Genomic DNA, 25,291 nt, shown 5'->3' on the forward strand with positions numbered 1-25,291 from the left:
GCGCAGGCGCGGATAGCCCGGCGGGCAGCGGCGAGGTGTTCCGGTGGCGTCGTCAATCCGCCATGTTCTGCCTGCGGAATGTAGACCCGAGTCGAGCAGGATCCTGAGCATGACCACCTCCGCACGCCGCCTCCTCGGCGTCCTGCTGCCCATCCTGTTCCTGGCCGCCTGCGAGGCCACGCCCCCGGGCAACAGGGTGCCGATCATCGCGGCACCCGCACCGGCCGCGATGGCGCCGGCCGCGATGGCGCCGGCCGCCCCGGCGCGCGGCGGACCGGCGCGAGGCGGCCCGGCGCTGCCGCCGCAGCCCGCGCCCGAACGCATGGCCAATCTGCCCGAACAATCCTGGCAAAGCGCGGTCGAGGCGCCGGTCTCGACCTTCTCGATCGGCGGCGACACCGCCTCCTACACGCTCACAAGGCGGCTGCTGGAATCGGGCGTGATGCCGCAGCCCGTGATGGTTCGCCCCGAGGAGTTCCTGAACGCCTTCGACTACGGCTACCCGCGCCCGACCTCTCCGCAGGACCCGATCGCGACCTTCGTCTCCGTCCATCCCTCGCCCTGGAATGCGGAGCGGCGGCTGGTCCATATCGGGCTGCGCGCCTGGCAGCCGCCGGTGCCGCAGGCGCGCCGGCGCCTCAACCTGGTGATGCTGGTCGATGTCTCCGGTTCGATGGAGTCACAGGATCGCCTGCCGCTGCTGCAGCGCGGCCTTGCGATGATGCTGCCCGAGCTGCGCGCGGAGGACCGGGTTTCGCTGGTTGTCTATGCGGGCGGCGTGCAGGTGGTGCTGGACAGTGTGCCCGGCGACCAGCGCGACCGCATCGCGGCGGCGCTGGAGGGGCTGCGGGCCGGCGGCGGCACCGCCGGCGGCGCCGCGCTGGCCACGGCCTATTCCCTGGCCGGGAAGAACCTGGACCCCGCCGCGATCAACCGTGTGGTGCTGGCGACCGATGGCGACTTCAACATCGGCATCCGCACGCCCGCGGAGATGAAGGACTTCATCAGCCGGGAACGGCAGCGCGGCATCTACCTGACGACCATCGGCGTCGGCCTCGACAACTACAACGACCGCACGCTGCACGCGCTGGCCCGGGCCGGGAACGGGACGGCGATCTACGCCGGCAGCCTGCAGGATCTGCGGCGCGGACTGGTCGAGGATTTCGCGGCCAACATCGTGCCGGCGGCGGATGACGTGAAGGCGCAGGTGGAATTCAACCCGGCCGTCGTCAGCCACTACCGCCTGATCGGCTATGAGACCCGGCAGCTCAGCCAGGCGGATTTCCGCAATGACCAGGTCGATGCCGGCGAGCTTGGCTCCGGCCGCAGCGTCACCGCAATCTATGAAATCGTGCCGATCGGCGGCGCCCGGCCGCCCGTGGAGCCGCTGCGCTATGCCGCCCCGCTTCGCCCCGCGCCGCGCGCGACCCAGGCGGCCGAGATCGCCTTCCTGCGCGTCGCCTACAAGCGGCCTGGGCAGAGGCAGAGCCGTGAGCTCGGTCGCGCCATCACGCCCCGCGACCAGCATGCAAGCTTCGACGCAGCGCCGGAGGCCGCACGTTTCGCCGCCGCCGTCGCCGGCTTCGCGCAGTTGCTCAGGCGTTCCCCGCACACCGGGGATTGGGGCTTCACGCAGGCCGCGGCAGTCGCGGCGGCGGCGCGGGGCGTGGATGAGGATGGCAGGCGGGCGGAGTTCATCGCCCTGCTGCGCCTGGCCGCTGCCCGCTACCCGATGGGTCCCCGCTGAGGCGGAAGATGCCGGAATGGGCGGCTGCCATTCCGGCCGCACCTTGATTTGCGTGCCCGGCGGGGCGACGATCCGCAGCCATGATCCTCCTGATCGACAACTACGACAGTTTTACGTTTAATCTCTACCACTTCCTCGGTGATCTTGGGGCAGCGGTTGAGGTTCGGCGCAATGATTCCCTCTCGGTGCAGGCCGCCATGGACCTGCAGCCGGAGGCGATCGTCCTCTCGCCTGGCCCCTGCACACCGAATGAGGCGGGCATCTGCCTCGACCTGATCGGCGCGGCGGCGGAGGCGCGGCTGCCGCTGCTGGGCGTGTGCCTCGGCCACCAGGCCATCGGCCAGGCCTTCGGCGGCCGCGTGGTACGGGCGCCGGAGCCGGTGCATGGCAAGGTCTGGGACGTGACCCATGGCGGCACGGATATCTTCGCGGGCGTGCCCTCCCCCTTCCGCGCCACGCGGTACCATTCCCTGGTGGTGGAGGACCTGCCGGAGACGCTGATTCCCACCGCCCGCACCTCGGATGGCCTGGTGATGGGCCTGGCGCATCGCGACCTGCCGATCTGGGGCGTGCAGTTCCACCCGGAGAGCATCGCCAGCGAACACGGCCACGACCTGCTGCGGAACTTCCTGGCGCTCGCGACCCGCCGCAACAGCGTCCCCGCATGAAGAAAATCCTGGCGCGGCTGGCCGCTGGTGAGAAGCTGGCGGAGAGCGAGGCGGAGGTCGCCTTCGGCATGATCATGGCCGGCGAGGCCACGCCGGCACAGATCGCCGGCCTGCTGATGGCCATGCGCGTGCGCGGCGAGACGGTGGCGGAGATGACCGGCGCGGTGCGCGCCATGCGGGCGCGGATGGTCGCCGTGGATGTGCCGGCGGGTGCGATGGATATCGTCGGCACCGGCGGCGATTCCGCCGGCACGCTGAACATCTCGACCGCCGCGGCGCTGGTCGTGGCCGGTTCCGGCGTGAAGGTGGCCAAGCACGGCAACCGGGCGCTGTCGTCGCGCTCCGGCGCCGCGGATGCGCTGTCGGCGCTCGGCATCCCGGTGATGGAGACGCCGCTGGAGGCGCTGCCGCGGGTGCTGGCGGAGGCCGGCATGGTGTTCCTGATGGCGCCGCGGCACCACGCCGCGCTGCGCCACGCCGCCGGGCCGCGGGTGGAACTCGGCACCCGCACCATCTTCAACCTGCTCGGCCCGCTGGCGAATCCCGCCCGCGTCACGCGGCAGATGACCGGCGTCTTCGCCGCCGAATGGCTGCGCCCGATGGCGGAAACGCTGGCGCGCCTCGGCACGGAACGCGCCTGGCTGGTGCATGGCATGGGCCTCGATGAGCTGACGCTCGCCGGCCCTTCGCAGGTGGTGGAGCTGCGCGACGGACGGATGCGGGAATTCGAGGTGGCGCCGGAACAGGCCGGGCTGCCGCGCGCCCCCACCTCGGCGCTGAAGGGCGGCGACCCGGCGGAGAACGCCGCCGCCCTGCAGGCGCTGCTGGAAGGCGCGCCCGGCGCCTATCGCGATTGCGTGCTGCTGAATGCGGCCGCGGCCCTTGTGGTGGCGGGCCGGGTGGACGACATCCGCGCCGGCGTACCCCTGGCTGCCGCATCCATTGACAGCGGCGCGGCGTTGAACGTGCTGAACCGGCTGCGTAGCAGCGCGGCCGTGCCCCCAGAATCCGAGCACCCTCCCCGATGAACGTCTCCACCCCCGTGATGTCCGACACGCTGGCCCGCATCCTCGCCGACAAATACGAGGAGGTGCGGGAGCGCTCCGCCGCCATGCCGCTGGCCGAGGTGGAAAGCCAGGCCCGTCATGCCAGCCCGCCGCGCGATTTCACCGGCGCGCTCTGCGCCGCCGTGGCGGAGGGCCGGGTCGGGCTGATCGCCGAGATCAAGCGCGCCTCCCCCTCCGGCGGCCTGATCCGCGAGCCCTTCGAGCCGGCCGAGCTTGCCCGCGCCTATGAGGCGGCAGGTGCCGCCTGCCTGTCCGTGCTGACCGACGCGCCCTGGTTCCAGGGCGACCTCGGCCACATGGTGCAGGCCCGCGCCGCCTGCAGCCTGCCGGTGCTGCGCAAGGATTTCATGGTGCATCCCTGGCAGGTCTTCGAGGCCCGCGCGATGGGCGCGGACGCCATCCTGCTGATCCTCGCCGCATTGTCCGATGAACAGGCGCAGGAGCTGGAGGATGTCGCCCGCTCGCTCGACATGGCGGTGCTGGCGGAGGTGCATGACCAGCGGGAGCTGGACCGGGCCCTGGGGCTGGAGACGCGGCTGATCGGCGTAAACAACCGCAATCTCAAGACCTTGGTGACCGATCTTGCCACCTCGGACGAACTGATCCCGCTGATCCCGGCGGACCGCATCCCGGTCGGCGAGAGCGGCATCCGCACGCCGGAGGATGTTCGCCGCATGTGTCGCGCCGGCGCCCGCTGCCTGCTGGTGGGCGAGCATCTGCTGCGCCAGCCGGATGTGGAAGCGGCGGCGCGCGAGCTGATCAACGCGATCTAGCCGCGTGACCCTCACCCATTTCGACGCGACCGGCGCCGCCGCCATGGTCGATGTCTCGGACAAGGCGGCGACGCAGCGGGTGGCCGTGGCGCGCGGCCGCATCGTGATGGCGCCGCAAACGCTGGCGCTGATCCGCCAGGGCCAGGTCGGCAAGGGTGACGTGCTCGGCATCGCGCGCATCGCCGGCATCATGGCGGCCAAGCGCACCAGCGACCTGATCCCGCTCTGCCACCCCCTGGCGCTGACCAAGGTCACCGTGGACCTCAGCATCGCCGAGCCGGATGCGGTGGAGATCGAGGCGCTGGCGAAGGTCGGCGGCCAGACCGGGGTGGAGATGGAGGCGCTGACTGCGGTGACCGTCGCGGCGCTGACCATCTACGATATGTGCAAGGCGGCGGATCGCGGCATGCGGATCGAGGCGGTGCGCCTTGTGCATAAATCTGGTGGTAAATCGGGCGTTTACGAGGCGATCTGATGATACCGCTGGAAGACGCCCGCGCCCGCATACTGGCCGCCCTGCGGCCAACGGCGACGGAGACGGTGGCACTTGCGGAAGGCTGGGGCCGGGTGCTGGCGCAGCCCGTGGCGGCCCGGCTGACGCAGCCGCCGGCGGATGTCTCGGCGATGGATGGCTATGCGGTGCGGGCTGCGGATGCGGTGGCGGGCGCCAGCCTGGCGGTGATCGGCGCCGCCCCGGCCGGGCATCCCTTCGCGGGCTCGGTCGGGCCGGGGCAGGCGGTGCGGATCTTCACGGGCGGCTTCGTGCCGCCAGGCGCGGACGGCATCCTGCTGCAGGAGGATGCCGAGGCCACCGAGCACGAGGTGACGGTGCGGGAGGCGGTGCAGCCTGGCCGCTGGATCCGGCGCCAGGGCCTGGATTTCGCGGCGGGCGAAGTGCTGCTGGCGGCCGGGCGGCGCCTGACGGCGCGCGATATCGGCCTGGCCGCGGCGGCCAACCACCCCTGGCTGGGCGTGCATCGCCGCCCGCGCATCGGCATCCTGGCCACCGGCGACGAGATTGCCCTGCCCGGCGAGCCGATTCCCCCCGGCGGCATCGTCAGCTCCAACGCCCATGCGCTGGCCGCCCTGGTGCGCGCCGCCTGCGGCGAGCCGCTGGTGCTGCCGATCGTCGCCGATGACCGCGACGCCATCGCCGCCGCGGCCGCCGCGGCGCGCGGCTGCGACCTGCTGGTGACCACAGGCGGCGCCAGCGTCGGCGAGCACGACCTGATCCAGGCAGCGCTGGGCGAGGAAGGCTTCGCGCTGGATTTCTGGAAGATCGCCATGCGGCCAGGCAAGCCGCTGATCTGGGGCCGGCTGGGCGCCACGCCGGTGCTCGGCCTGCCGGGCAATCCGGTCTCGGCCCTGGTCTGCGGCGTGCAGTTCCTGCTGCCTGCGCTGGCCGTGCTGTCCGGCCTGCCGGCCGCGCCGCCGCCCACAATCATGGTGCGCGCAGGCGCGGCCCTGCCCGCCAATGACCGCCGATTCGACCATCTGCGGGCGACGTTACGCACCGATTCGGCCGGGCACGTAGTGGCGACGCCCTTTGCGCAGCAGGACAGTTCCATGCTGGCCAACCTGGCGCGGGCCGAGGCGCTGATCCTGAGGCCGGTCCTGGCCCCGGCCCTGCCGGAGGGCGCCGAGGTGCCGGCCATTCCGCTCGGGCAATACGGCATCTGAGCCCCATTCCCGCGCGTATCTGCGGGAATCCGAGAGGAAAACATTTGACGCATTGCGCGGAACCTACATAGAACATCCGTGCCGGTTGCTTGTTTGTTCGGGGCCCCTCGGCTCTGGAAGCCGGTGCTGGAGAAAGCCATGCTGACGCGCAAGCAGCACGAATTGCTGATGTTCATCGACAAGCACCTGCGCGCGACCGGGTTCTCCCCCTCCTTCGAGGAAATGAAGGAAGCGCTGCGGCTGAAGTCGAAATCCGGCATCCACCGGCTTATCACGGCGCTGGAGGAGCGCGGGTTCCTCAAGCGCCGCGCGCACCGGGCCCGCGCGCTGGAGGTGGTGCGACTGCCGGAGAATGTGGCGCCGCGCCGTAGCGAGACGGCTCCCGGGCCGGCGCCCGCCGCCGCCAATGCGCCGCCCGGCTTCACGCCGAACGTCATCCGCGGCCATTTCGCACCTGGCCTGGCCGGGGTGCAGAAGGCGGCGAACGAGGCCGGATCGGTGGCGCTGCCGCTGTATGGCCGGATCGCCGCCGGCCTGCCCATCGAGGCGACGCGGGATACCGCGACGGTGGACGTGCCCGCGGCGCTGCTGGGCGGCGGCGAGCACTACGCGCTTGAAGTGGCCGGCGATTCGATGGTCGAGGCCGGCATCCTGGATGGCGACACGGTGATCATCCGGCGCGGCGACACGGCCGATAACGGATCCATCGTGGTGGCGCTGGTGGATGACCAGGAAGTGACACTGAAGCGGCTGCGGCGTCGCGGCAATTCGGTGGCGCTGGAGCCCGCGAACCGGGCCTATGAGACCCGCATCTTCGGGCCGGACCGTGTACGCGTGCAGGGCCGCCTGATCGGCCTGCTGCGTCGCTACTGAAGCTTCAGCCGAGAGGGACCCCTCAATAGGGGTCCCATTCCAGCCTGCGGGCCTCGCGCCAGCCACGCAGCCTTTGCCACATGGCCATTGCCGCTGCGCCGCTTGCCATGCCGGCGCAAAGCATCAGTGCGGTCGTCATTCCGGCTTCCTCCGTTTGGCGTCGTTGCGCTCGCAGTCTGTGATCATTGGACTAAGAAATGATTACCGTCCGGGGTCATCAACGGTGGCGAGCGGCAAAGTTTCCGCGCGCCCCGGCATTGGCTCCGCAGGGACCCAGGGCCGGTCGCCTCGGAAGGCCCGGTCGCTGGTCCGGCGCGGGGTCTCGCCCTGCAGCCAGGCGGCCTGCGCACCATCCCGCCACATGCTGAAGCGGTCGATCGCCGCGCCAGTGGGGCAGCGCGGCTGCAGGGGCTCCAGCGCCACCACCAGCGCGGCGCAATGGGCCGAGGCGTCGAGCGGGGCCGAGCGCTGGCCGCGCGGCGCCGGCGGGCCACGCAACAGCACCGCCTCCGCGCCGCCGGGATGCGGGCGGAACCGGCAGGCGCCGGGCGTGCAGACCAGCGCGCCGCCGGCCAGCGTGCCGGCCTCCGGCAATGGCAGGGCCTCCGTCACGCCCAGGGCGCGCAGCATGTTCTCCTGCACGAAGGCGCGCGCCCCGGGCAGCCGATGCAGGAACACCCCCTGCCCGGTCCGCAGCGCAACCAGCCTGGCATCGGCGGATACCAGCAGGTCCGGCGGCGGGCTGAACAGGCCGGCGGACAGTCCCAGCAGGATCATCGGCAACCCGGCCGCGCGCAGCATGCCGCGCCACAGGCATAGCCAGCACAGGCCGAGGCTCGCCAGCGCCAGCCCCCAGCCCGGCAGCGGCGGCAGCGCCGGCGCGGCGCCGGGCCAGGAGGCAACCTCCCGCGCCACCAGCAGGATGCCCTCGACCCCCCAGCCCATCGCCCGCAGCGGCCATTCGGCCAGGCCGAGCGGCAGGGCCAGCATGGCGATCAGCGCCGCCGGCATCACCAGCAGCGAGGTCAGCGGCACCGCCACCGCATTGGCCAGGATGCCGTAGACCTGGAGCCGGCCGAAATGGTGCAGCCCCGGCGGCGTGGTCGCCGCGCCGGCCAGCAGCGAGGTCAGCACCAGTCCGAGCAGGAACAGAACCGCCGGCCGCCACCAGCCGGCCTGCCGGCGGAAGCGTGCCAGCCAGGGGCGCAGCGCCTCATGCCCCGCGATCAGCGCCAGCACTGCGGCGAAGGACATCTGGAAGGACGGCCCCAGCACTTCCGCCGGCGCCAGCACCAGCACCCCGGCGGCCGCCATGGCGATGCTCCGCAACGACAGCGCCCGCCGCCCGGCGAGCAGCGCCAGCGTCACCAGCACCGCCATGCCGAGGCAGCGTTGCATCGGCACCTGGGACCCGGTCAGCAGCATGTAGAAGCTGCCCGCCGCCAGCGCGCCCAGCGCCGCCAGCGGCTTGCCCGGCAGACGCAGCGCCAGAGGCGGCACCAGCGCCACCGCCAGCCGCAGCACGAAGAAGACCAGCCCCATGACGATGGTCATGTGCAGGCCGGAGACGGAGAGCAGATGCGCCAGGCCGGCATCGCGCATCGCCACCATCTCGGGCGGCGGGATGGCGCTCTGCGTGCCGGTGACCAGGGCGGCGGCCACCGCTCCGGCGGCGCCGGGGATGGTGCCCGCCACCTCCCGGTTAAGCCAGGCGCGCAGCCCGGCGATGCCGGAAGGACCGCTGGCCAGCACCTCCGCCCGCCCCAGCGCGAAGCCGGACCCGCCAAGGCCGGAGAAAAAGGCGGCGCGCTGGAAATCGTAGCCGCCAGGCACCACCGGCCCGCCCGGCTCCCGCAGCAGGGCGCGCAGGCGCAGGCGGTCGCCAGGCTGTGGCGAGGCAGGGTCGTCCCTGCGCAGCCGGATGCGGACCTGGCGGGACAGCGGCGGGTCCGCGCCGAGCCGGGCGGAGTCCAGGGTGATGCGCTGCCCCTCCGGCAGCGGTTGCACCTGCGCCACCACGCCTTCCACCAGCACGGCACCGAAGGGCAGGAACAGCGCGGGCGGCTGCCGCGCGGCGTGCCAGCCGGCCAGCCCGGCACCCAGCAGGAAGGCGGCCGCAAGTCCCACGCCCCAGCCGGCCAGCAGCCAGCGCCGCGCCAGCCACAGGCCAAGCGCCGCCAGCGGTGGTACCAGCCACATAGGCTGCCAGGCAGGCTCCTCGGCCAGGCCGAAATACCACAGAACCCCACCGCCGAGCGCCACCGCGAGCCAGGGGGCGAAGCGCCCCTGCTGCGCACCCAGCAGCGCCCCCACCCGGCCGCCGAGGCGCGCAGCCAGGCCTTGCCGCTCCGACGGGGAAAAAGCCAGGGACATTCAACCCATGGTGGAGAGCTTCGAAGGCGGCCGCAACGCCGCCCTGAACCCCGGCTTTGGCACGCGGGCGATCCGCGCTAATCAGCCCGGCCAGAAATCCTCCTGCCGGGACACGGAATACCATGTCGGTCCGTACGCGCTTCGCCCCGTCGCCCACGGGCTACCTGCACATCGGCGGCGCGCGCACCGCGCTGTTCAACTACCTGTTCGCCCGCCACCATGGCGGCCAGTACCTGCTGCGGATCGAAGATACCGACAAGGCGCGCAGCACCCAGGCCGCGGTGCAGCAGATCCTCGACAGCCTGGAATGGATGGGCCTCAGCCCGGACGAGCCGCCGGTCATGCAGACCAGCCGCGAGGCGCGGCACGCCGAGGTGGCGCGCGAGCTGCTGGCCGCCGGCAAGGCCTACCTCGCCTACGACACGCCGGAGGAGCTGGCGGCGATGCGCGCCGAGGCCGAGGCCGCCAAGCGCCCGTTCAAATACGATGGCAGCCGCTGGATCAACCTGGACCCCACGCAGGCCCCCGCTTTGCCCGGCGCCATCCGCATCAAGGCGCCCCGCGGTGGGGAGACGGTGGTGGCCGACCTGGTGCAAGGCGAGGTGCGGGTGGCCGATACCGAGCTGGATGACATGATCATCCTCCGCTCCGATGGCACGCCGACCTACCTGCACGCCGTGGTGGTGGACGACCACGACATGGCCATCACCCATGTCATCCGCGGCGACGACCACCTGACCAACACCTTCCGGCAATGCATGGTCTATGACGCCATGGGTTGGCGGCGGCCGCATTTCGCGCATATCCCGCTGATCCACGGCGCGGATGGCGCCAAGCTGTCGAAGCGACATGGCGCCGTCGGCGCGCTGGAATTCGCCGAGCAGGGCTTCCTGCCGGAGGCGCTGTGCAACTACCTGCTGCGCCTCGGCTGGGGCCATGGCGACGAGGAGATCGTGCCGCGCGAACGGGCGATCGAGCTGTTCGACCTGAAGGATGTCGGTCGCGCCGCATCCCGCATGGACTACGCCAAGCTGACCCACCTCAACGGCGTCTACATCCGGGCGGCGGAGGATGACCGGCTGGTGCGCGACGTGCTGGCGCGGTTCACCAGGCGCGGCATCGATTTCGGCACCGAGGCCGCCGCCCGCATCCGCGCGCTGATGCCGGACCTCAAGGCGCGCGCGAAGACGCTGGTGGAGCTGGCGGACGCCGCGATTTTTGCGGTGGCCGATGGCGCCCCGGTGCCGGACACCAAGGCCGCCGTCCTGCTGACCGAGGAAGCCCGGGCACGGCTGGCGGATCTCGCGCAGTTCCTGGCCGATGCGCCGTGGGAGCGGGCGGATCTGGAGCAATGGTTGCGGGACTATGCCGAGGTGAAGGGCGTGAAGCTCGGCCAGGTGGCGCAGCCGCTGCGCGTGGCGCTGACCGGCAGCACGCAGAGCCCGCCGATCGATGCGGTGTTGGTGGCGCTGGGCCGCGCCGAGTCCCTGGCGCGCATCCTCGCTGCCTCGGGTGACGCTGTGTGAGACAGGATTTCGCTTGACGCAAGCTCCGGGAAAAGTCTAAAAAATGCATTAATGAGCAAAAAATACTAGCTCACACCTTGCCTGGAGTGCGTGATGCGTACCGTCTCCCAGATCAGCTACTGGCTGGTCGGCCTCGTCGGAACCGGCATCTGGACCGGTGCCATCATCAGCCTCACGACCCTGCCGCTGCCCGCCGAGCTGGCGCTGGGCGGCATGGGGCTGGTGGCCTGCATCTGGGGGCACTCCGTGCTGTTCCCCAAGGAGCGCGCGGCGGGCATCGCCTCCGCCCCCGGTCGCATGCCGCGGGAGGAGGCATTCCGCAGCACCATCGCCGCCGCCCCGCCCACTGTCCCGCTTCCCACCGGCACGCTCCGCCTGCCGGTCGCGCGCCCGCCGCGCAACACCAGCAGCGTGCCACCGCCGGGCGAATTGCCGCCCCTGCTGCGGACCCCCTTCGAGGAAGCCGCGCGGATGGAAGCGCATCGCCTGGCGGAGGCGGTGACGGCCTCCGGCCTGTTCGGCCCGGTGAATGTCCGGCTGGAGGCCGATGGCACGGCGGTGGTCGCGCCGGTTGCCTCCGGAAGCGGGGTGCGGCTCCCGGCCGACAAGCTGGTCCGCTTTGCCGGCTACGCCACGCTGCCCGACGGGCTGGTCGAGGCGGGGACGCATGGCGGCGGCTCCTGGCCCGGGGCTGACCTGATCGCCGCCATCGACGCCCACCTCGCCACCATCGCGCCGAGCCGGGATGCAGCAGTTCCGGCTGCCGCGCAGCCGGTTCGCGCCGCCGAGGCGCAGCCTCGGCCGCGCGGCCTGCCGACGCCGCGGCTGGCTGGCTGAGCGGCACACGTAACGAGGCGTTGTGCCGGGCACGGCGAGCGGCGATAGTCACTTCTCATTAACGTCCCGCAGGATCAGGAAATCGGCATGGCCACGATCGTCGGGACGGACAACAACGACGTCATTGTGCCAGGCTTCGTCAGCGGCGGCGTCAGCGGGGCGCCGACCTCGGACGCCGATACGATCTATGGCCTGCTCGGCAACGACACCATCGACGGTTCGGCCGGCGCCGACCAGATCAGCGGCAATGCCGGCGCCGACCTGCTGAATGGCGGCGAAGGCGCGGATACCGTGTTCGGCGACGAGGATGGCGACACCATCACCGGCGGCGCCGGCGCGGACAGCCTGTTCGGCATGGACGGCGCCGATTCCATCGATGGCGGCCTGGGCGCCGATACTTTGTATGGCGGCGAGGACCAGGACACGCTGCGCGGCGGCGATGAGGCCGATTTCCTCGATGGCGGCACCGCTGCCGACCTGCTGGCCGGTGGCGCGGGTGCGGATACGCTGTTCGGCGGCGACCAGGCGGATGTCATCCAGGGCGATGATGGCGACGACCGCGGCTTCGGCGGCGACGGTGCGGACGCGCTTTCCGGCGGCGTGGGCGCCGATACGCTGAGCGGCGGCCTCGATGCCGACACGATCGACGGCGGCGAAGGCGAGGACCTGCTGTACGGCGAGGCCGGCGTGGATTGGCTGATCGGCGGCGCCGGGGCCGATACGCTGGATGGTGGCGACGACGCGGACAGCCTGGCCGGCGGTGACGGCAACGACGTGATCCAGGGCGGCCAGGGCCAGGACAGCATCGCCGGCGAGGCCGGCAATGACAGCCTGTATGGCGGCGACGATGGCGACAACCTCGATGGCGGCCAGGGCGACGACTACCTCGATGGCGCCGGCAGCGCCGATTTCCTGCGCGGCGGCGATGGCAACGACACGCTGCGCGGTGGCGCCGATGTGGACACGCTGGAGGGCGGCGACGGCGACGACAACCTGGATGGCGGCGACAGCGCCGATATCCTGGGCGGCGGCAACGGCAACGACATCCTGATCGGCGGTGTCGATGCCGACACGCTGCTCGGCCAGGGCGGCGACGATACGCTGTCCGGCGGCACGGGGTATGAGCTGCTGGATGGCGGCGACGGCAACGACTACATCCGCAACGGCGCCGGCGAGGACACCATCATCGGCGGCGCCGGCATCGACCGCGTCGATTTCACCGATGCGACCGGTGCCCAGCCGGGCGCCGTCTTCGTGGTGGACCTGGCGAACGGCCTTTTCGGCACCGGCGCTTTCGCCACCGGAACCCTGACCGGTATCGAGATTGTCGGCGGCACCGGCTACGCCGACAGCATCGTCGGCGATGCCGGGGCCAACCAGTTCTTCGGCTTCGCCGGCTTCGACACGCTGGCCGGCATGGGCGGCAATGACAGCCTCTATGCCGGGGAAGATGGCGCCAGCCTGTCCGGCGGCGACGGCGACGACTACCTGGATGGCGGCACCGGCCCCTCCACCCTGCTCGGCGGCGATGGCAACGACGTGCTGCAGGGCGGTACCGGCAACGACCTGCTGGAAGGCGGCGCCGGGGATGACCTGCTGGCCGGCGGGCTGGGTGCCGACACGCTGCTGGGCGGCGATGGCATCGACACCATCTCCTACGCCGATGCCACGGGCGGCGTGATGGTGGATCTCGCGACCAGCGCCGCGACCGTGCCGGGCGGCACCGATTCGCTCGCGGGATTCGAGGCGGTTTTCGGCAGCCTGCACGACGATACTCTGACCGGCAGCGCCACCGCCGCCGAGCTGCGCGGCCTCGCCGGCGATGACAGCATCACCGGCGGCGCGCAGGGCGACACCATCGATGGCGGCGCGGGCGATGATGTGCTGGTCGGGCTGGCCGGTGACGATGTCATCGAGGGTGGCGCCGGCACGGATGACCTGCTGGGCGGCACCGGCAACGACCGGCTGACCGATTCCGATGGCAACGCCTCGATGCTCGGCGGCGACGGCGATGACTGGCTGCAGGGCGGCCATTTCATGCGCGGCCAGGAGGGTGCGGACACCCTCCTCGGCAGCGGCGCGGCGACGCTGGCCGGCGGCAACGGCAACGACCTGCTGCAGGGCGGCAGCTGGCTGCATGGCAATGACGGCGACGATGTGCTGGTCGGTGACGCCGGCTCCGACCTGTTCGGCGGCAATGGCAACGACACGCTGCTCGGGGCGGCCGGTGGCGTGGCGGATGGCGAGGCGGGCAACGACTATCTGGAAGGCGGCGGCACGCTGATCGGCGGCGATGGCCAGGATACGCTGCAGGCGGATGCGGATGCGGTGCTGCTGCAGGGCGGCCTCGGCAACGACACGCTGGGCGGCCTGGCCGGATTGCTGGAGGGCAATGACGGCAATGACGTCATCTCCGGCGGCACGCGCCAATCCGGCGGCCTGGGCGACGACACGCTGAGCGCCGGCGCCGCCACCACGCTGATGCAGGGCGGCGACGGCAACGACGTGCTGACGGGTGCCGCCGGCGCCGCGACGCTGGAAGGCGGCGCTGGCGAGGACACGCTGACCGCCATGGGCAGCCAGGTGCTGCTCGGCGGCGATGGCGACGACTTCCTCCGCAACAGCGGCAGCCTGGCGGCCACGCTGTCCGGCGGCGATGGCGATGACCGGCTGGAGGCCGGCACGGCGGGCGACGTGCTGCTCGGCGGCCTGGGCAACGACCTGCTGATCGCGATGACCAGCGCCGCGCTGCTGGATGGCGGCGAAGGCGCCGACACGATCCAGACCGGCGCCTTCATCGACACGCTCGCGGGCGGGCTGGGCGACGATTTCCTGGATGCCCAGGCGGGTGCCAATCTGGTCGATGGCGGCGAAGGCGCGGATACGCTGCAGGGCCTGGCGGAGATGTTCCTCGGCGGCAACGGCGATGACAGCATCCTGGCGGCCGGCGGCGACAATTTGCTGGGTGGCGGCGCGGGCAATGACTGGCTGGCTGGCGGCGCCGGCGACGACACGCTGATCGGCGGCGCGGGTGCCGACACGATGACCGGCGGCACCGGCAACGACTTCTACTATGTCGAGCAGGGCAGCGACGTGGTGGTGGAGACGGACACCACCGGCACCGCCGACTACGTCAATTCCACCGTCAGCTACACGCTGTTCGACCAGCTCGAGATCCTGATGCTGCGGTCTTCCGCGGAGGGCGGCACCGGCATCAACGGCTATGGCAACGCCCGCGACAACATCATCGTCGGCAACGACCTGGCGAACCAGCTCGCCGGCTTCGGCGGGGCCGATACGCTGGCCGGCGGCGATGGCGGCGACACCCTGCTGGGTGGCGATGCGGGGGATCTGCTGCACGGCCAGGCCGGCGACGACTTCATCCTGGGCGAGGCCGGGGACGACACGGTGGATGCCGGGCCAGGCGCCGACAGCGTCTTCGGCATGGATGGCAATGACAGCCTTTTCGGTGGCTTCGACGGCGCCGCGGACCTGCTGGTGGGTGGTGCCGGCGATGACACGATCGACGGCTTCCAGGGCGCCGACCGCATGTATGGCAACACCGGAAACGACCTGTTCCGCGCCAGCGAGCAGCAGGACCTGGTGTTCGAGAATGCCGGCGAGGGCAACGACACGGTGCTCGCCGATGGTGCGGCGGATGGCTACTATCTGTTCGAGAACATCGAAAATCTGGTGCTGCTGAACGGCACCCCCTTCGGCGTCGGCAACGGGCTGGCCAATGCCATCACCGGCGATGCCTCCGCCAACCTGCTGCTGGGCGGCGCGGGCGATGACACGCTGGAGGGTGGCGGCGGTGCCGATGTGCTGTTCGGCGAGGCCGGGCGCGACACCTTCATCGTCGATGTGGCCGGCGGGCTGGAGACGATCGGCGACTTCAACGCCGCGGAAGACCTGCTGCTGCTGCGCGGCACCGGCCTGAACTCGGTGACGGAGGTGAAGGACCGCCTGTTCGAATACGATGCGGACCTGGCGCTGGACCTCGGTAATGGCGAGGTCCTGCACCTGCGTGGTGTGGATTGGGAAGCGCTGAACGACGGCAATATCGCCCTGGGGTGAGGCGCCCTCCCCGGCCCGGCCTCAGCCGGGCCGGAAGAAGATGAAGGTGACCAGCACGAACAGCGGCACCAGGAAGACGATGGCCCAGCCGCAATAGGCGAAGAAGGACGGCATCCGCACGCCGTTCTCCTCGACGATCGCCTTGACCATGAAGTTGGGCGCATTGCCGATGTAGGAATTGGCCCCCATGAACACCGCGCCGCAGGAAATCGCGGCCAGCGTCATGGCCCCCTGCGTCATCAGCATCGCCGGGTCGCCGCCGGCCAGTTCAAAGAACACGATGTAGGTCGGCGCATTGTCCAGGAAGCTGGAGAGCACGCCGCTCATCCAGAAATACACCCACGGGATCGGCGCGCCATCCGGCCCGGAGGTCAGCGCCACCAGCCCCGAGGCGGCGCCTGCGCTGCCGGCGCGCAGGATGGCCAGCACCGGCGCCATGCAGACGAAGATCGCCGCGAACAGCTTCGCCACTTCCAGGATCGCGCCCCAGGCGAAGCCATTCGCCTCCCGCAGCGCATTGCTGGTGAAGGCGACGGAGATGCCGGTGATCGCCAGGAACAGCAGGATGCCGAGCACACGCTCCACCTCCATGGTCTGGCCGAGCACGTTCATGCTGCCGAGCTTCACGTAGCCCATGCCGATGACGACGGCGACGATGGCCAGCACCAGCCATACGTTTAGCCAGCCCTCCAGCCCCACCGCTTCCTTGGCGACCACCGGCGGCACCGGCTTTTCCCGGTTCCAGGCCAGCGTATCCAACACCCAGTAGACCGCCAGCAGGATCACCACGCAGGTGGCGAATTCCGCGAACAGGTGGGTGGTCGGCCAGAAGAAGGACACGCCGCGCAGGAAGCCGAGATACAGCGGCGGGTCGCCGACAGGGGTCAGGCTGCCGCCGATATTGGCGACCAGGAAGATGAAGAAGACGAAGGTGTGGGTCTTGCGGGTGCGGAAGGCATTGGCCCGCAGCACCGGGCGGATCAGCAGCATCGCCGCGCCTGTGGTGCCCATCATGCTGGCCAGGATGGTGCCGATGGCCAGCAAGGCGGTGTTCACCGTGGGCGTGCCGACCAGCGATCCCTTCAGCAGCACGCCGCCGCCCGCCGTGTACAGCGCCAGCAGCAGGGCGATGAAGGGCACGTATTCCAGCACCATCACATGGGCGAATTCGTACCACGCGGCGCCCGCGCCGAAGAATGCCGCGAAGGGTAGCAGGAACAGCGCGGCCCAGAGCGCGGCGATCTTGCCGTAGTGGTGGTGCCACAAGTGGCCCGCCACCAGCGGCATCAGCGCGATCGACAGCAGGATGCCGACGAAGGGAATGCCCCAGGCCAGTGAAAGCTCGGCCCCCGGCACCCCGGCCGCCAGCGCCGGGCCGGGCAGCATCGACGCCAGGCCGGCCGCCACCATCGGGCGCAGCGCCTTCATCCCTGTCATGCCCGACTCCCCGTTTCGGCCAACCCTGCGGAAAGCCTTAATCCCTTCGCCGCGGGTCGTCACGATCCCGTGCCCACATCGCGCGCCGGATGGCTGCGCGGGCGCGAAGTGAGGTCGCCGGCGCATGATCCGCACTGCCTGCCCTTTCCGCGCCGGCCCGCCGCGCCTACCTTCGGCGGCTGCAAGGCGGAGATCCCACGCATGGAAATGACCGGTGAACGGCGCATCGGCGCAGCTCGCGAACGGGTTTGGGAGGCATTGAACGATCCTGCGGTGCTGCAGGCGGCGATTCCGGGCTGCGAAAGCGTGGAGCGCATCGGCGATGACCAGTTCCAGGCCAAGGTCTCGATGAAGCTCGGCCCGATGTCGGCCAAGTTCGGCGGCAAGGTGCTGCTGTCCAACATCGTGCCCCCGGAATCCTACACCATCTCCGGTGAGGGCCAGGGCGGCGCCATGGGCTTCGCCAAGGGCGGCGCCGATGTGGCGCTTGAGGAGCTGGGGCCGACCGACACGCTGCTGAAGTACAATGTGAAGGCGCAGGTCGGCGGCAAGATGGCGCAGCTCGGCGCGCGGCTGATCGACAGCACGGCCAAGTCGATGGCCGACCAGTTCTTCGACCGTTTCGCCGCCCAGCTCCAGCCGGCCGAGCCGGCGCCGGAGACCATTGCAGTAGCCGGGACCGATACCGAATACCTCGCGGAGCCGGGCGCGCCCGGGCCGATCACGCAGCACGGCGCCGATGGCATCTCCCCCGGTGGCCCGGTGCACCGCCCGAACCCGGCGCCGGCGCAGATGCCGCTGCCGCTGCGGCTGCTGACGCAGGATTTCCTGGGCTTTCCGGCCCAGGTCTGGCTTGGCGGCGCCGCCATGATCGTCGTGCTCGCGCTTATCTTCCTGACGTGAGCATGGCCGATGTGAGGCTGCCGGCGGACGTCGCCGCGACGCAGCGCCTGCTGGCGGAAGGCGGCTATGTCGCCGACCGCCAGCTTGCCACCACCATCCACCTGGCGCTGCGGATGCACCGGCCGATCTTCCTGGAAGGCGAGCCCGGCACCGGCAAGACGGAGATCGCCAAGGTTCTCGCCGCGCAACTGCCGCGCCGGCTGGTGCGGCTTCAATGCTACGACGGCATGGACCTCGCCTCGGCCGCCTATGAGTGGAACCACGCCCGGCAGCTGATGGCGATCCGCCTGGCGGAAGCCAGCGGCGAGGCGACCGACCGGGCGGCGATGGAGCGCGGCATCTATGACCGCCGCTTCCTGCAATCCCGCCCGCTGCTGGATGCGCTGGAAGGCGAGCCCGCCGTCCTGCTGATCGATGAGCTGGACCGCGCGGATGAGCCCTTCGAGGCCTTCCTGCTGGAGATCCTGGCGGATTTCCAGCTTTCTATCCCGGAGCTTGGGGTGGTGAAGGCCGCGACGCCGCCCGTGGTGGTCATCACCAGCAACCGGACGCGGGAGGTGCATGACGCGATCCGCCGTCGCTGCCTGTATCACTGGGTGGACTACCCCGACGCCGCCCGTGAACGCGCCATCCTGAAGATCCGCGCACCGCAGGTGGGCGATGCGCTGTCCGCCCAGGTTGTCGCCTTCGTGCAGGCGGTGCGCGGCGCGGATACCTTCAAGCCGCCGGGCGTGGCCGAGACCATCGACTGGGCCGCGGCGCTGTCGGCACTCGATGCGCGGGAGCTGGAGCCGGCGCTGGTGGATGAGACGCTGGGCGCGCTGCTGAAATACCAGGACGACATCGCCAAGATCCGCGGCGCCGAGGCAGCCCGGCTGGTGGCCGAGGCGAAGCAGGTTGAGACCAGGCAGGTCGGGGCGGCGTGATCCCACCGAAATCCACTCTTTCGCTGATGCCGGCGGGCCCCGGCGGCGCATTGGCGGGCAATCTGCTCGCCTTCGGCCGACTGCTGCGCCGCGCAGGCGTGCCGGTGGGGCCGACCGAGATCCTGGCGGGGGCGGAGGCGCTGACCGCCATCGATCTCGGCCAGCGCGGCGAAGTCCATGCCGCGCTGCGCGCCACCATGGTGCACCGGCAGGAACACTTCCTTCTGTTCGACCAGGCCTTCGGCCTGTTCTGGCGCGACCCGGAAGCCGCCCGCCACGCCACCGCCATGGCGCTGATGGAGGGCTTCAAGGAGCCCGCCAAGCCGACGCCGGCGCAGCGCCGCCTGGCCGAGGCGATGCAGGGCGACCGCCCGAAGCCGCCCAAGCCCGTGGAGGAACCGCCCGAGGAACGGGTGGACATGACCTTCACGGTGAGTGAGCGCGAACGCCTGCAATCGATCGATTTCGAGGCGATGTCGGCCGCCGAACTCGCCGCCGCGAAGCGGGAAATCCGCCGCCTGGTGCTGCCGCTGGATGCCCGCCCGACCCGCCGCTTCCGCCCCGACCCGCGCGGCCCGGTGACGGATCTGCGGGCGACGGTGCGCGAAAGCCTGCGCACGGGCGGCGAGATCCTGGACATCGCCCGCCGCCGCCGCGTGGTGCGACCGCCGCCGCTGGTGGCACTCTGCGACATCTCCGGCAGCATGGCCCGCTACGCGCAGATCCTGATCCACTTCCTGCACGCGGTCGCCAACGACCGCGACCGTGTGCACACCTTCCTGTTCGGCACCCGCCTGACCAACGTCACCCGCCCGCTGCGCCACCGCGACGCCGAGGTGGCGTTCGAGGCGGTGGCGCATGCGGTGCCGGACTGGTCCGGCGGCACCCGCATCGGCGATTCGCTCGACCTGTTCAACCGGCTCTGGTCGCGCCGGGTGCTCGGCCAGGGCGCGATGGTGTTGCTGATCACGGATGGGCTGGACCGCGAAGGCGCGCGCGGCCTGTCGGAAGCCACCGATCGACTGCAGAAATCCTGCCGCCGGCTGATCTGGCTCAACCCGCTGTTGCGTTACGCGGCCTTCCAGCCCAAATCTCAGGGCATCAGGGCGATGCTTCCGCATGTGGACGAGTTCCGCCCGGTCCATAATCTGGCGAGCCTGCGCGACCTGGTCTCCGTCCTGTCGGACCCGCGCGCCGGGCGAATGAGGAGCGCGGCATGAGCGCTGAGTCCGAGGATATCCTGGCCACCGCCGCCGCCTGGCGTGCGGCGGGGGAGGATGTGGCGATCGCCACCGTGGTGGAAACCTGGGGGTCCTCCCCCCGGCCGGCCGGGTCGCGCCTGGTGGTGACCGCCTCCGGCCGCATGGAGGGCAGCGTCTCCGGCGGCTGCATCGAGGGGGCGGTGGCGGATGTGGCGCGCCAGACCATGCAGAACGGCACGCCGCAACTATTGGATTTCGGCATCTCGGATGACCGCGCCTGGGAGGTCGGCCTGGCCTGCGGCGGCAAGCTGAAGGTCTTCGTCGAGAAGCTCGGATGACCCCCGACCTCCTCGCCCGCCTGAACGCCGCCCGCGCCGCCAAGCGCCCGGTGGCGCTGCTGACCCGCCTGCCCGATGGCGCGCAGATGCTGTTCCCCGAGGATTCGCTGCCGGAGGCGCTGGCGGCCGAGGCCGCCGCCGCGCTGCGCGCCGACAAGGCCCGCAACGTGTCGCTGGATGGCGAGACCTGGTTCATCCACCCGCACAACCCGCCGCTGCGGCTGATCGTGGTCGGCGCCGTGCATATCGCCCAGGCCCTGGTGCCGATGGCAGCGACGCTCGGCTATGCCGTGACCGTGGTGGACCCGCGCCGCGCCTTCGCCACCGAGGAACGGCTGGGCAGCCAGGTCGCCATCTCCGGCGACTGGCCGGATGAGGCGATGACCGCCCTCGGCCCGGATAGCCGTACCGCCGTGGTCACGCTGACCCATGACCCGAAGCTGGACGACCCGGCACTGGAAGTGGCGCTGCGCAGCCCGGCCTTCTACATCGGCTGCCTCGGCAGCCGAAGGACGCACGCCAAGCGTCTGGAAAGATTACGCGAAGCGGGGCTGACCGAGGCGGAGCTGGAGAAGATCCACGCCCCGGTCGGGCTCGATATCGGCGCCATCACCGCGCCGGAAATCGCGGTCTCCATTCTCGCCCAGATCGTCGAGAGCCGACGCGGAGCGGCTTCTGAAACCGCCCGCGGGCCAAAGTCGGAAAAACAATGAATTTCGGTCCTACCCCGCTGGATGAAGCCCGCGGCGCCATCCTTGCCCACACCGTCCGCCTGACAGGGAAGGTACTGAAGAAGGGCACGGTACTGGACGAGGCGGCGATCGCCACCTTGCGGGAGGCCGGCAAGCGCGACGTCATCACCGCCCGCCTGGAATCCGGCGATGTGCCGGAGGATGAGGCGGCGGACCGGCTGGCCGATGCGCTGATGGCCCCGCTCATCGCCCGGTCCCGCGCCGCCACCGGCCGGGTGAACCTGTTCGCCGAGAGCCCCGGCCTGTTCACCCTGGATGCCGCACTGATCGAGCGGATCAATGCGGTGGATGAGAGCATCACCATCGCCACGCTGCCGAACCACAGCGTGGTCGACACGAAGGAGATGCTGGCGACCATCAAGATCATCCCCTTCGCCGTACCCGGACGGGTGCTGGCGGTGGTCGAGGCGATCGCGCGCGGTCGCAAGGTCGGCCAGGCGCTGTCGGTGCAGCCCTTCCAGCCGCTCAGCGTCGGCCTGGTGCTGACGGAGCTGCCCGGCATCAAGGAAAGCGTCATGGAAGGCGCGGTGGAGGCGACGGAAACCCGCATCCGCGCCCTGCTGGGCACCATGCTGCCGGTGGAACGCGTGCGGCATGAGGAAGGGCCGGTGGCGGATGCGCTGACGCGGCTGAAGCGAGCCGGCGCCGAGCTGCTGCTGATCGCCGGCGCCTCCGCCGTGGTGGACCGGCGCGACATCGGCCCGGCGGCGATCGTCCGCGCCGGCGGCACCATCGAGCATTTCGGCATGCCAGTGGACCCCGGCAACCTGATCTGCCTCGGCCGGGTTGGCGATGTTCCGGCCCTGGTGCTGCCCGGCTGTGCCCGCAGCCCGAAGCTGAACGGCTTCGATTGGGTGCTCGCCCGCATCTTCGCCGGCCGCAAGGTCACGGCTCGGGATGTCATGGGCATGGGCGTCGGCGGCCTGCTGAAGGAGATCGAGCAGCGCCCCCTGCCCCGCGCCGAGGCGCCGCGCACCCCGCCGCTGACCAGCGCCCCGCGCCGGGCGCGCACCGTCTGCGCCCTGGTGCTGGCCGCCGGACGATCCCGCCGCATGGCGCCGCTGAACAAGCTGCTGGTGCCGGACAGCAAGGGCGTGCCGATGATTCTGCGCGTCGTGGACAACGTGCTCGCCTCGCACGCCTCGCCCGTCATCGTCGTGACGGGGCATGAGCGGGAACGGATCGAGGAGGCGCTGGCCGGGCGCCCCGTGCTGTTCGCGCATGCGGAAGGCTATGCGGAGGGTCTGTCTGCCTCGCTCAAGGCCGGGCTGGCAGCGGTACCGGCGGAGGCGGAGGGCATCATGGTCTGCCTTGGCGACATGCCGCTGGTCACCGCCCCGATGCTGGACCGGCTGATGTCCGCCTTCGACCCGGATGAAAGCCGCGCCATCGTGCAGCCCACCTTCCGCGGCAAGCAGGGCAACCCGATGCTGTGGTCGCGTGAATTCCTGCCAGACATGCTGGCCATCACCGGCGATATCGGCGCCCGCCATCTGGCAGCCAAGCATGCCGACCGGCTGGTCGAGGTGGAGATGGCCAGTGACGCGGTGCTGCGCGACTTCGACACCACGGAAAGCCTGAAGGGCCTGCCGGACATGGCGGCGCGGCGGTGAGCAACAGCTCCACCGCGGACCAGCCGATCGATGTCCGCCGGCTGATCGCGGAGGTACCGCTGGAGGAACATGCGCGGCGGGCCGATGCCTCGCATGACGACCTGACGCCGGAGCATTGGAGCTTCCGCAAGCCCTTCGCCCCGCTCGCCAAGGTGGGGCCGAACCTGACCCGGCTGGGGGCGATGCTGGAGGCGGCGGATCTCTCGCCCGGGCTGCGGGTGCTGGAATTCGGCTGCGGCGTGGCCTGGCTCGGCCGGGAACTGGCGCAGGCGGGTTGCCAGGTGGTGGCCACCGATATCGCGCCCAAGGCGCTGGCCGCCGCCGCGGCGCATGATGCGCGCTACCATCCGGGCCTCGCCGGCAAGCTGCGCTACGTGCCCTATGACGGGCTGCGGCTCGATGTGGCGGATGCCAGCCAGGACCGCATCCTGTGCCACGAGGCCTTCCACCATGTGCCGGACCAGGCCGCCGTCATCGCCGAATTCGCCCGCGTGCTGGCGCCCGATGGCAGCGCCGTCTTCATGGAACCCGGCCCCCGCCATTCCGGTGCCGCCTCCTCCCAGCATGAGATGCGGCGCTATGGCGTGATCGAGAACGACATCCGCGTGCAGGATATCTGGGCCGCGGCGAAGGCCCGGGGCTTCGCGCGGATGGAGGTGGGGCTGTTCACCATCCGGCCGCAGATGCTGCCGCTGGGGGATTTCCAGGCGCTCTACGCGCATGAATTCGAACGCGGCCCGCCACCGCCGCGCCCCGCCGCCGACACCTATCGCGACCTGGCGATACCGGTGCTGGAAGGCTTCCGGATGTTCGTGCTGCATCGCGGCGCGCCCCCCGCCACCGGCCCGGACAGCCGGCAGCGGGAGGGTCTGGTGGCCGGGCTGCGGGTGCTGTCGCTGCGGCGGGATGCGGAGGGGCTGCATCTGGCGCTGCGGGTGGAAAACCAGGGCAGCGCCACCTGGCTGCCCTCCGGCGCGCAGCGCGGTGCGGTCAATCTCGGCCTGCTGCTGCTGAAGCCCGATGGCACGCTGGCCGAACGCAACTGGCGCCGCCACCCCTTCCTGAAGACGCCGCTGGCGCCCGGCGAGGCGGTGGAGACGCGGCTGCGGCTCGCCCTTCCCGCCGGCGCGGCGCTGTCGATGGACCTGGTGGCGGAGCATGTGCGCTGGTTCGGCGAGCCGGGCCTCGGCGAGCGCCTCAGCCTGCCGGCGTAGCGCGGGCGAAGTCCAGCAGGTCCGCCGCCAGCCGGTCCGGGTCGCTGGCGATCAGCCCATGCGGGGCGCCGGGATAAACCAGCAGCCGCGCCCCGGGCACCAGCGCCGCGGTGGCGCGGCCGGTGAGGTCGATCGGGCAGGTCGCATCCGCATCGCCCTGGATGACCAGCACCGGCAGGTCCAGCGCGCGCAGTTCGGCGCGGAAATCGGTCTCCGCCAGGGTTCGATGGAAGCCGAGCAGGAAAGGCAGGCTGGCCTGCAGGGCCAGGGCGCGGATCCACTCCAACATGGCCTCCGAGGGCTTCGGCCCGCCGAAATCCCGCGCATTCCGCGCCAGCCATAGCGGGAAATCCTGCTCCAGCTCCGCCCGCAGCGCCGCCAGTGCCTCGGTCGGGATGCCATCCGGGTTGTCCGGCCGCTGCACCAGCAGGGGCGTGGTCGGGCCGAGCAGCGCCAGCCGCGCCACCCGCGCCCCGCCATGCCGCGTCAGGTAGCGCACCGCCTCCCCGGCCGCGCCGGACATGGCGACCAGCGTGACGCCGCGCAGGTCGAGCGCGGCCAGCACATCCGCCAGGTCATCGGCCAGCGTGTCGTAGTCCCAGCCGCGCCCGGGGTCCCCGGACCGGCCATGACCGCGCCGGTCATAGGCCACGGCGCGCAGGCCGCCGGCGGCCATGGCCTGCATCTGGCGGAACCAGGAATCGCTGGGCAGCGACCAGCTTGCCAGGAAGACAACGGGCGGGCCCTGGCCGATGTCGCGGTGAAACAGGCCGAGGCCCTCGCGGCTGCGGATCATGCCGGCACCGCCGCCCGGCGCAGGGCCAGGATCTGCAAGGCGGTGAACCCGCCGGCGATGGTGGCCTGCGCCAGGATGAAGGCGGTGCCCAGCCGGCCGGGCGCCAGGCCGAACGCGCCGGCCGCGAGCAGCAGGCTGTCCAGCACCCACAGCGCATTCACCGCGATGATGGTGAGTACCGCGCCGCGGGCAGGTGCCGCGCGGCTGCCGGTGAAGCCGACGAAGGCGGCCCAGGGCAGCAGCGCCAGGCCGGCGCCGCGCAGCAGACCCTCCGGCAAATCAAGCGGCACGGCCAGCGCCCCGGCACCGGCCGCCAGCAGCAGGCCGGAGGCGGCGCAGGCGGCGGCATCGCCGAGCAGCGCGAGCTTCAGCAGGGGTGTGTCGGGCATCGGGAACCTCCTTCTGGTATCCAATGCCCGCACCCAACACCCGCCCGGCGCCGCTGCGCGATAACCTCGGAGGTCATGGGAAGCCGGCGTGGCACGGAGC

The 25,291-nt window shown here is 71.2% G+C and carries 21 protein-coding genes; 17 read left to right on the top strand and 4 right to left on the bottom strand.

Going from position 1 to position 25,291, the window contains the following annotated elements:
* Positions 1–109: 109 nt before the first annotated feature.
* The 7 genes from HB662_RS22855 to lexA all read left to right on the top strand — a co-directional run bounded on the left by HB662_RS22855 (position 110) and on the right by lexA (position 6,808).
* A complete protein-coding gene (locus HB662_RS22855; protein ID WP_168053233.1) occupies positions 110–1,747 on the top strand; it encodes a vWA domain-containing protein in 1,638 nt (545 codons plus the stop codon).
* A gap of 80 nt (positions 1,748–1,827) precedes the next feature.
* Positions 1,828–2,415 (top strand): anthranilate synthase component II, encoded by a 588-nt coding sequence (locus HB662_RS22860; protein ID WP_168053235.1) that lies wholly within the window; start codon positions 1,828–1,830, stop codon positions 2,413–2,415.
* Positions 2,412–3,443: an anthranilate phosphoribosyltransferase gene (trpD, locus tag HB662_RS22865; protein ID WP_168053237.1), complete on the top strand. Its 1,032-nt coding sequence runs from the start codon at positions 2,412–2,414 to the stop codon at positions 3,441–3,443. The genes HB662_RS22860 and trpD overlap by 4 nt, the downstream gene beginning before the upstream one ends.
* Positions 3,440–4,255, top strand: coding sequence for an indole-3-glycerol phosphate synthase TrpC (gene trpC, locus HB662_RS22870; RefSeq protein WP_245185846.1), 816 nt, complete (start codon positions 3,440–3,442; stop codon positions 4,253–4,255). Before trpD ends, trpC begins: the two co-directional genes overlap by 4 nt.
* Positions 4,256–4,259: 4 nt before the next feature.
* Positions 4,260–4,730, top strand: coding sequence for a cyclic pyranopterin monophosphate synthase MoaC (gene moaC / locus HB662_RS22875; protein WP_342449566.1), 471 nt, complete (start codon positions 4,260–4,262; stop codon positions 4,728–4,730).
* Positions 4,730–5,935 carry a molybdopterin molybdotransferase MoeA gene (locus HB662_RS22880; RefSeq protein WP_168053239.1) on the top strand — a complete coding sequence of 402 codons (1,206 nt, stop codon included), beginning with the start codon at positions 4,730–4,732 and terminating at the stop codon, positions 5,933–5,935. Before moaC ends, HB662_RS22880 begins: the two co-directional genes overlap by 1 nt.
* Positions 5,936–6,073: 138 nt before the next feature.
* On the top strand, positions 6,074–6,808 hold the full coding sequence (gene lexA / locus HB662_RS22885; RefSeq protein ID WP_168053241.1) for a transcriptional repressor LexA: 735 nt from the start codon (positions 6,074–6,076) through the stop codon (positions 6,806–6,808).
* Between the two features lie 201 nt (positions 6,809–7,009).
* On the opposite strand, the gene HB662_RS22890 is transcribed toward lexA, so the two are convergent.
* Positions 7,010–9,181, bottom strand: a complete 2,172-nt coding sequence (locus HB662_RS22890; RefSeq protein ID WP_168053243.1) for a ComEC/Rec2 family competence protein — start codon at positions 9,179–9,181, stop codon at positions 7,010–7,012.
* 122 nt (positions 9,182–9,303) lie between these two features.
* Here HB662_RS22890 and gltX point away from each other — a divergent pair, with 122 nt between their 5' ends.
* The 3 genes from gltX (at position 9,304) to HB662_RS22905 (ending at position 15,621) form a co-directional block, all read left to right on the top strand.
* Positions 9,304–10,707, top strand: coding sequence for a glutamate--tRNA ligase (gltX, locus tag HB662_RS22895; protein WP_168053245.1), 1,404 nt, complete (start codon positions 9,304–9,306; stop codon positions 10,705–10,707).
* A 93-nt stretch (positions 10,708–10,800) separates the two neighbouring features.
* Entirely contained in the window at positions 10,801–11,544 is a 744-nt protein-coding gene (locus tag HB662_RS22900) for a hypothetical protein (protein ID WP_168053247.1), read from the top strand.
* An 87-nt stretch (positions 11,545–11,631) separates the two neighbouring features.
* Complete coding sequence (locus HB662_RS22905) at positions 11,632–15,621, top strand: beta strand repeat-containing protein (protein ID WP_168053250.1); 3,990 nt, start codon at positions 11,632–11,634, stop codon at positions 15,619–15,621.
* A gap of 21 nt (positions 15,622–15,642) precedes the next feature.
* Here HB662_RS22905 and HB662_RS22910 read toward each other — a convergent pair whose 3' ends face one another.
* Positions 15,643–17,058 (bottom strand): sodium:proton antiporter, encoded by a 1,416-nt coding sequence (locus HB662_RS22910; protein ID WP_209443452.1) that lies wholly within the window; start codon positions 17,056–17,058, stop codon positions 15,643–15,645.
* 201 nt (positions 17,059–17,259) lie between these two features.
* On the opposite strand from HB662_RS22910, the gene HB662_RS22915 reads away from it, so the two are divergent.
* Genes HB662_RS22915 through HB662_RS22945 form a run of 7 tightly spaced genes read left to right on the top strand, consistent with a single transcriptional unit; the run spans position 17,260 to position 24,006 of the window.
* Positions 17,260–17,961 (top strand): CoxG family protein, encoded by a 702-nt coding sequence (locus tag HB662_RS22915; RefSeq protein WP_168053253.1) that lies wholly within the window; start codon positions 17,260–17,262, stop codon positions 17,959–17,961.
* A 2-nt stretch (positions 17,962–17,963) separates the two neighbouring features.
* Complete coding sequence (locus HB662_RS22920; protein WP_168053255.1) at positions 17,964–18,887, top strand: AAA family ATPase; 924 nt, start codon at positions 17,964–17,966, stop codon at positions 18,885–18,887.
* Positions 18,884–20,107, top strand: coding sequence for a VWA domain-containing protein (locus tag HB662_RS22925; protein WP_342449567.1), 1,224 nt, complete (start codon positions 18,884–18,886; stop codon positions 20,105–20,107). Before HB662_RS22920 ends, HB662_RS22925 begins: the two co-directional genes overlap by 4 nt.
* Positions 20,104–20,427, top strand: a complete 324-nt coding sequence (locus tag HB662_RS22930) for an XdhC family protein (protein ID WP_168053258.1) — start codon at positions 20,104–20,106, stop codon at positions 20,425–20,427. Before HB662_RS22925 ends, HB662_RS22930 begins: the two co-directional genes overlap by 4 nt.
* On the top strand, positions 20,424–21,140 hold the full coding sequence (locus tag HB662_RS22935) for an XdhC family protein (protein WP_168053260.1): 717 nt from the start codon (positions 20,424–20,426) through the stop codon (positions 21,138–21,140). The genes HB662_RS22930 and HB662_RS22935 overlap by 4 nt, the downstream gene beginning before the upstream one ends.
* Positions 21,137–22,792 carry an NTP transferase domain-containing protein gene (locus HB662_RS22940; RefSeq protein ID WP_168053263.1) on the top strand — a complete coding sequence of 552 codons (1,656 nt, stop codon included), beginning with the start codon at positions 21,137–21,139 and terminating at the stop codon, positions 22,790–22,792. The genes HB662_RS22935 and HB662_RS22940 overlap by 4 nt, the downstream gene beginning before the upstream one ends.
* A complete protein-coding gene (locus HB662_RS22945) occupies positions 22,789–24,006 on the top strand; it encodes a methyltransferase domain-containing protein (protein ID WP_168053267.1) in 1,218 nt (405 codons plus the stop codon). The genes HB662_RS22940 and HB662_RS22945 overlap by 4 nt, the downstream gene beginning before the upstream one ends.
* On the opposite strand, the gene HB662_RS22950 is transcribed toward HB662_RS22945, so the two are convergent.
* Together HB662_RS22950 and HB662_RS22955 are read right to left on the bottom strand one after the other, a co-directional pair.
* Complete coding sequence (locus HB662_RS22950; protein WP_168053272.1) at positions 23,990–24,802, bottom strand: alpha/beta fold hydrolase; 813 nt, start codon at positions 24,800–24,802, stop codon at positions 23,990–23,992. The genes HB662_RS22945 and HB662_RS22950 overlap by 17 nt on opposite strands.
* The gene (locus HB662_RS22955) at positions 24,799–25,191 is read right to left on the bottom strand and encodes a hypothetical protein (RefSeq protein WP_168053274.1); all 393 of its coding nucleotides are present in this window, start codon (positions 25,189–25,191) and stop codon (positions 24,799–24,801) included. The genes HB662_RS22950 and HB662_RS22955 overlap by 4 nt, the downstream gene beginning before the upstream one ends.
* Between the last annotated feature and the right edge of the window lie 100 nt (positions 25,192–25,291).

The organism is Falsiroseomonas frigidaquae, assembly GCF_012163145.1.
Taxonomy (GTDB): domain Bacteria; phylum Pseudomonadota; class Alphaproteobacteria; order Acetobacterales; family Acetobacteraceae; genus Falsiroseomonas; species Falsiroseomonas frigidaquae.

Coding starts and splice junctions, on each gene's coding strand:
- HB662_RS22855 (WP_168053233.1), top strand. CDS start 110: ATGACCACCTCCGCACGCCGCCTCCTCGGCGTCCTGCTGCCCATCCTG.
- HB662_RS22860 (WP_168053235.1), top strand. CDS start 1,828: ATGATCCTCCTGATCGACAACTACGACAGTTTTACGTTTAATCTCTAC.
- trpD (WP_168053237.1), top strand. CDS start 2,412: ATGAAGAAAATCCTGGCGCGGCTGGCCGCTGGTGAGAAGCTGGCGGAG.
- trpC (WP_245185846.1), top strand. CDS start 3,440: ATGAACGTCTCCACCCCCGTGATGTCCGACACGCTGGCCCGCATCCTC.
- HB662_RS22880 (WP_168053239.1), top strand. CDS start 4,730: ATGATACCGCTGGAAGACGCCCGCGCCCGCATACTGGCCGCCCTGCGG.
- lexA (WP_168053241.1), top strand. CDS start 6,074: ATGCTGACGCGCAAGCAGCACGAATTGCTGATGTTCATCGACAAGCAC.
- HB662_RS22890 (WP_168053243.1), bottom strand. CDS start 9,181: ATGTCCCTGGCTTTTTCCCCGTCGGAGCGGCAAGGCCTGGCTGCGCGC.
- gltX (WP_168053245.1), top strand. CDS start 9,304: ATGTCGGTCCGTACGCGCTTCGCCCCGTCGCCCACGGGCTACCTGCAC.
- HB662_RS22900 (WP_168053247.1), top strand. CDS start 10,801: ATGCGTACCGTCTCCCAGATCAGCTACTGGCTGGTCGGCCTCGTCGGA.
- HB662_RS22905 (WP_168053250.1), top strand. CDS start 11,632: ATGGCCACGATCGTCGGGACGGACAACAACGACGTCATTGTGCCAGGC.
- HB662_RS22910 (WP_209443452.1), bottom strand. CDS start 17,058: ATGACAGGGATGAAGGCGCTGCGCCCGATGGTGGCGGCCGGCCTGGCG.
- HB662_RS22915 (WP_168053253.1), top strand. CDS start 17,260: ATGGAAATGACCGGTGAACGGCGCATCGGCGCAGCTCGCGAACGGGTT.
- HB662_RS22920 (WP_168053255.1), top strand. CDS start 17,964: ATGGCCGATGTGAGGCTGCCGGCGGACGTCGCCGCGACGCAGCGCCTG.
- HB662_RS22930 (WP_168053258.1), top strand. CDS start 20,104: ATGAGCGCTGAGTCCGAGGATATCCTGGCCACCGCCGCCGCCTGGCGT.
- HB662_RS22935 (WP_168053260.1), top strand. CDS start 20,424: ATGACCCCCGACCTCCTCGCCCGCCTGAACGCCGCCCGCGCCGCCAAG.
- HB662_RS22940 (WP_168053263.1), top strand. CDS start 21,137: ATGAATTTCGGTCCTACCCCGCTGGATGAAGCCCGCGGCGCCATCCTT.
- HB662_RS22950 (WP_168053272.1), bottom strand. CDS start 24,802: ATGATCCGCAGCCGCGAGGGCCTCGGCCTGTTTCACCGCGACATCGGC.
- HB662_RS22955 (WP_168053274.1), bottom strand. CDS start 25,191: ATGCCCGACACACCCCTGCTGAAGCTCGCGCTGCTCGGCGATGCCGCC.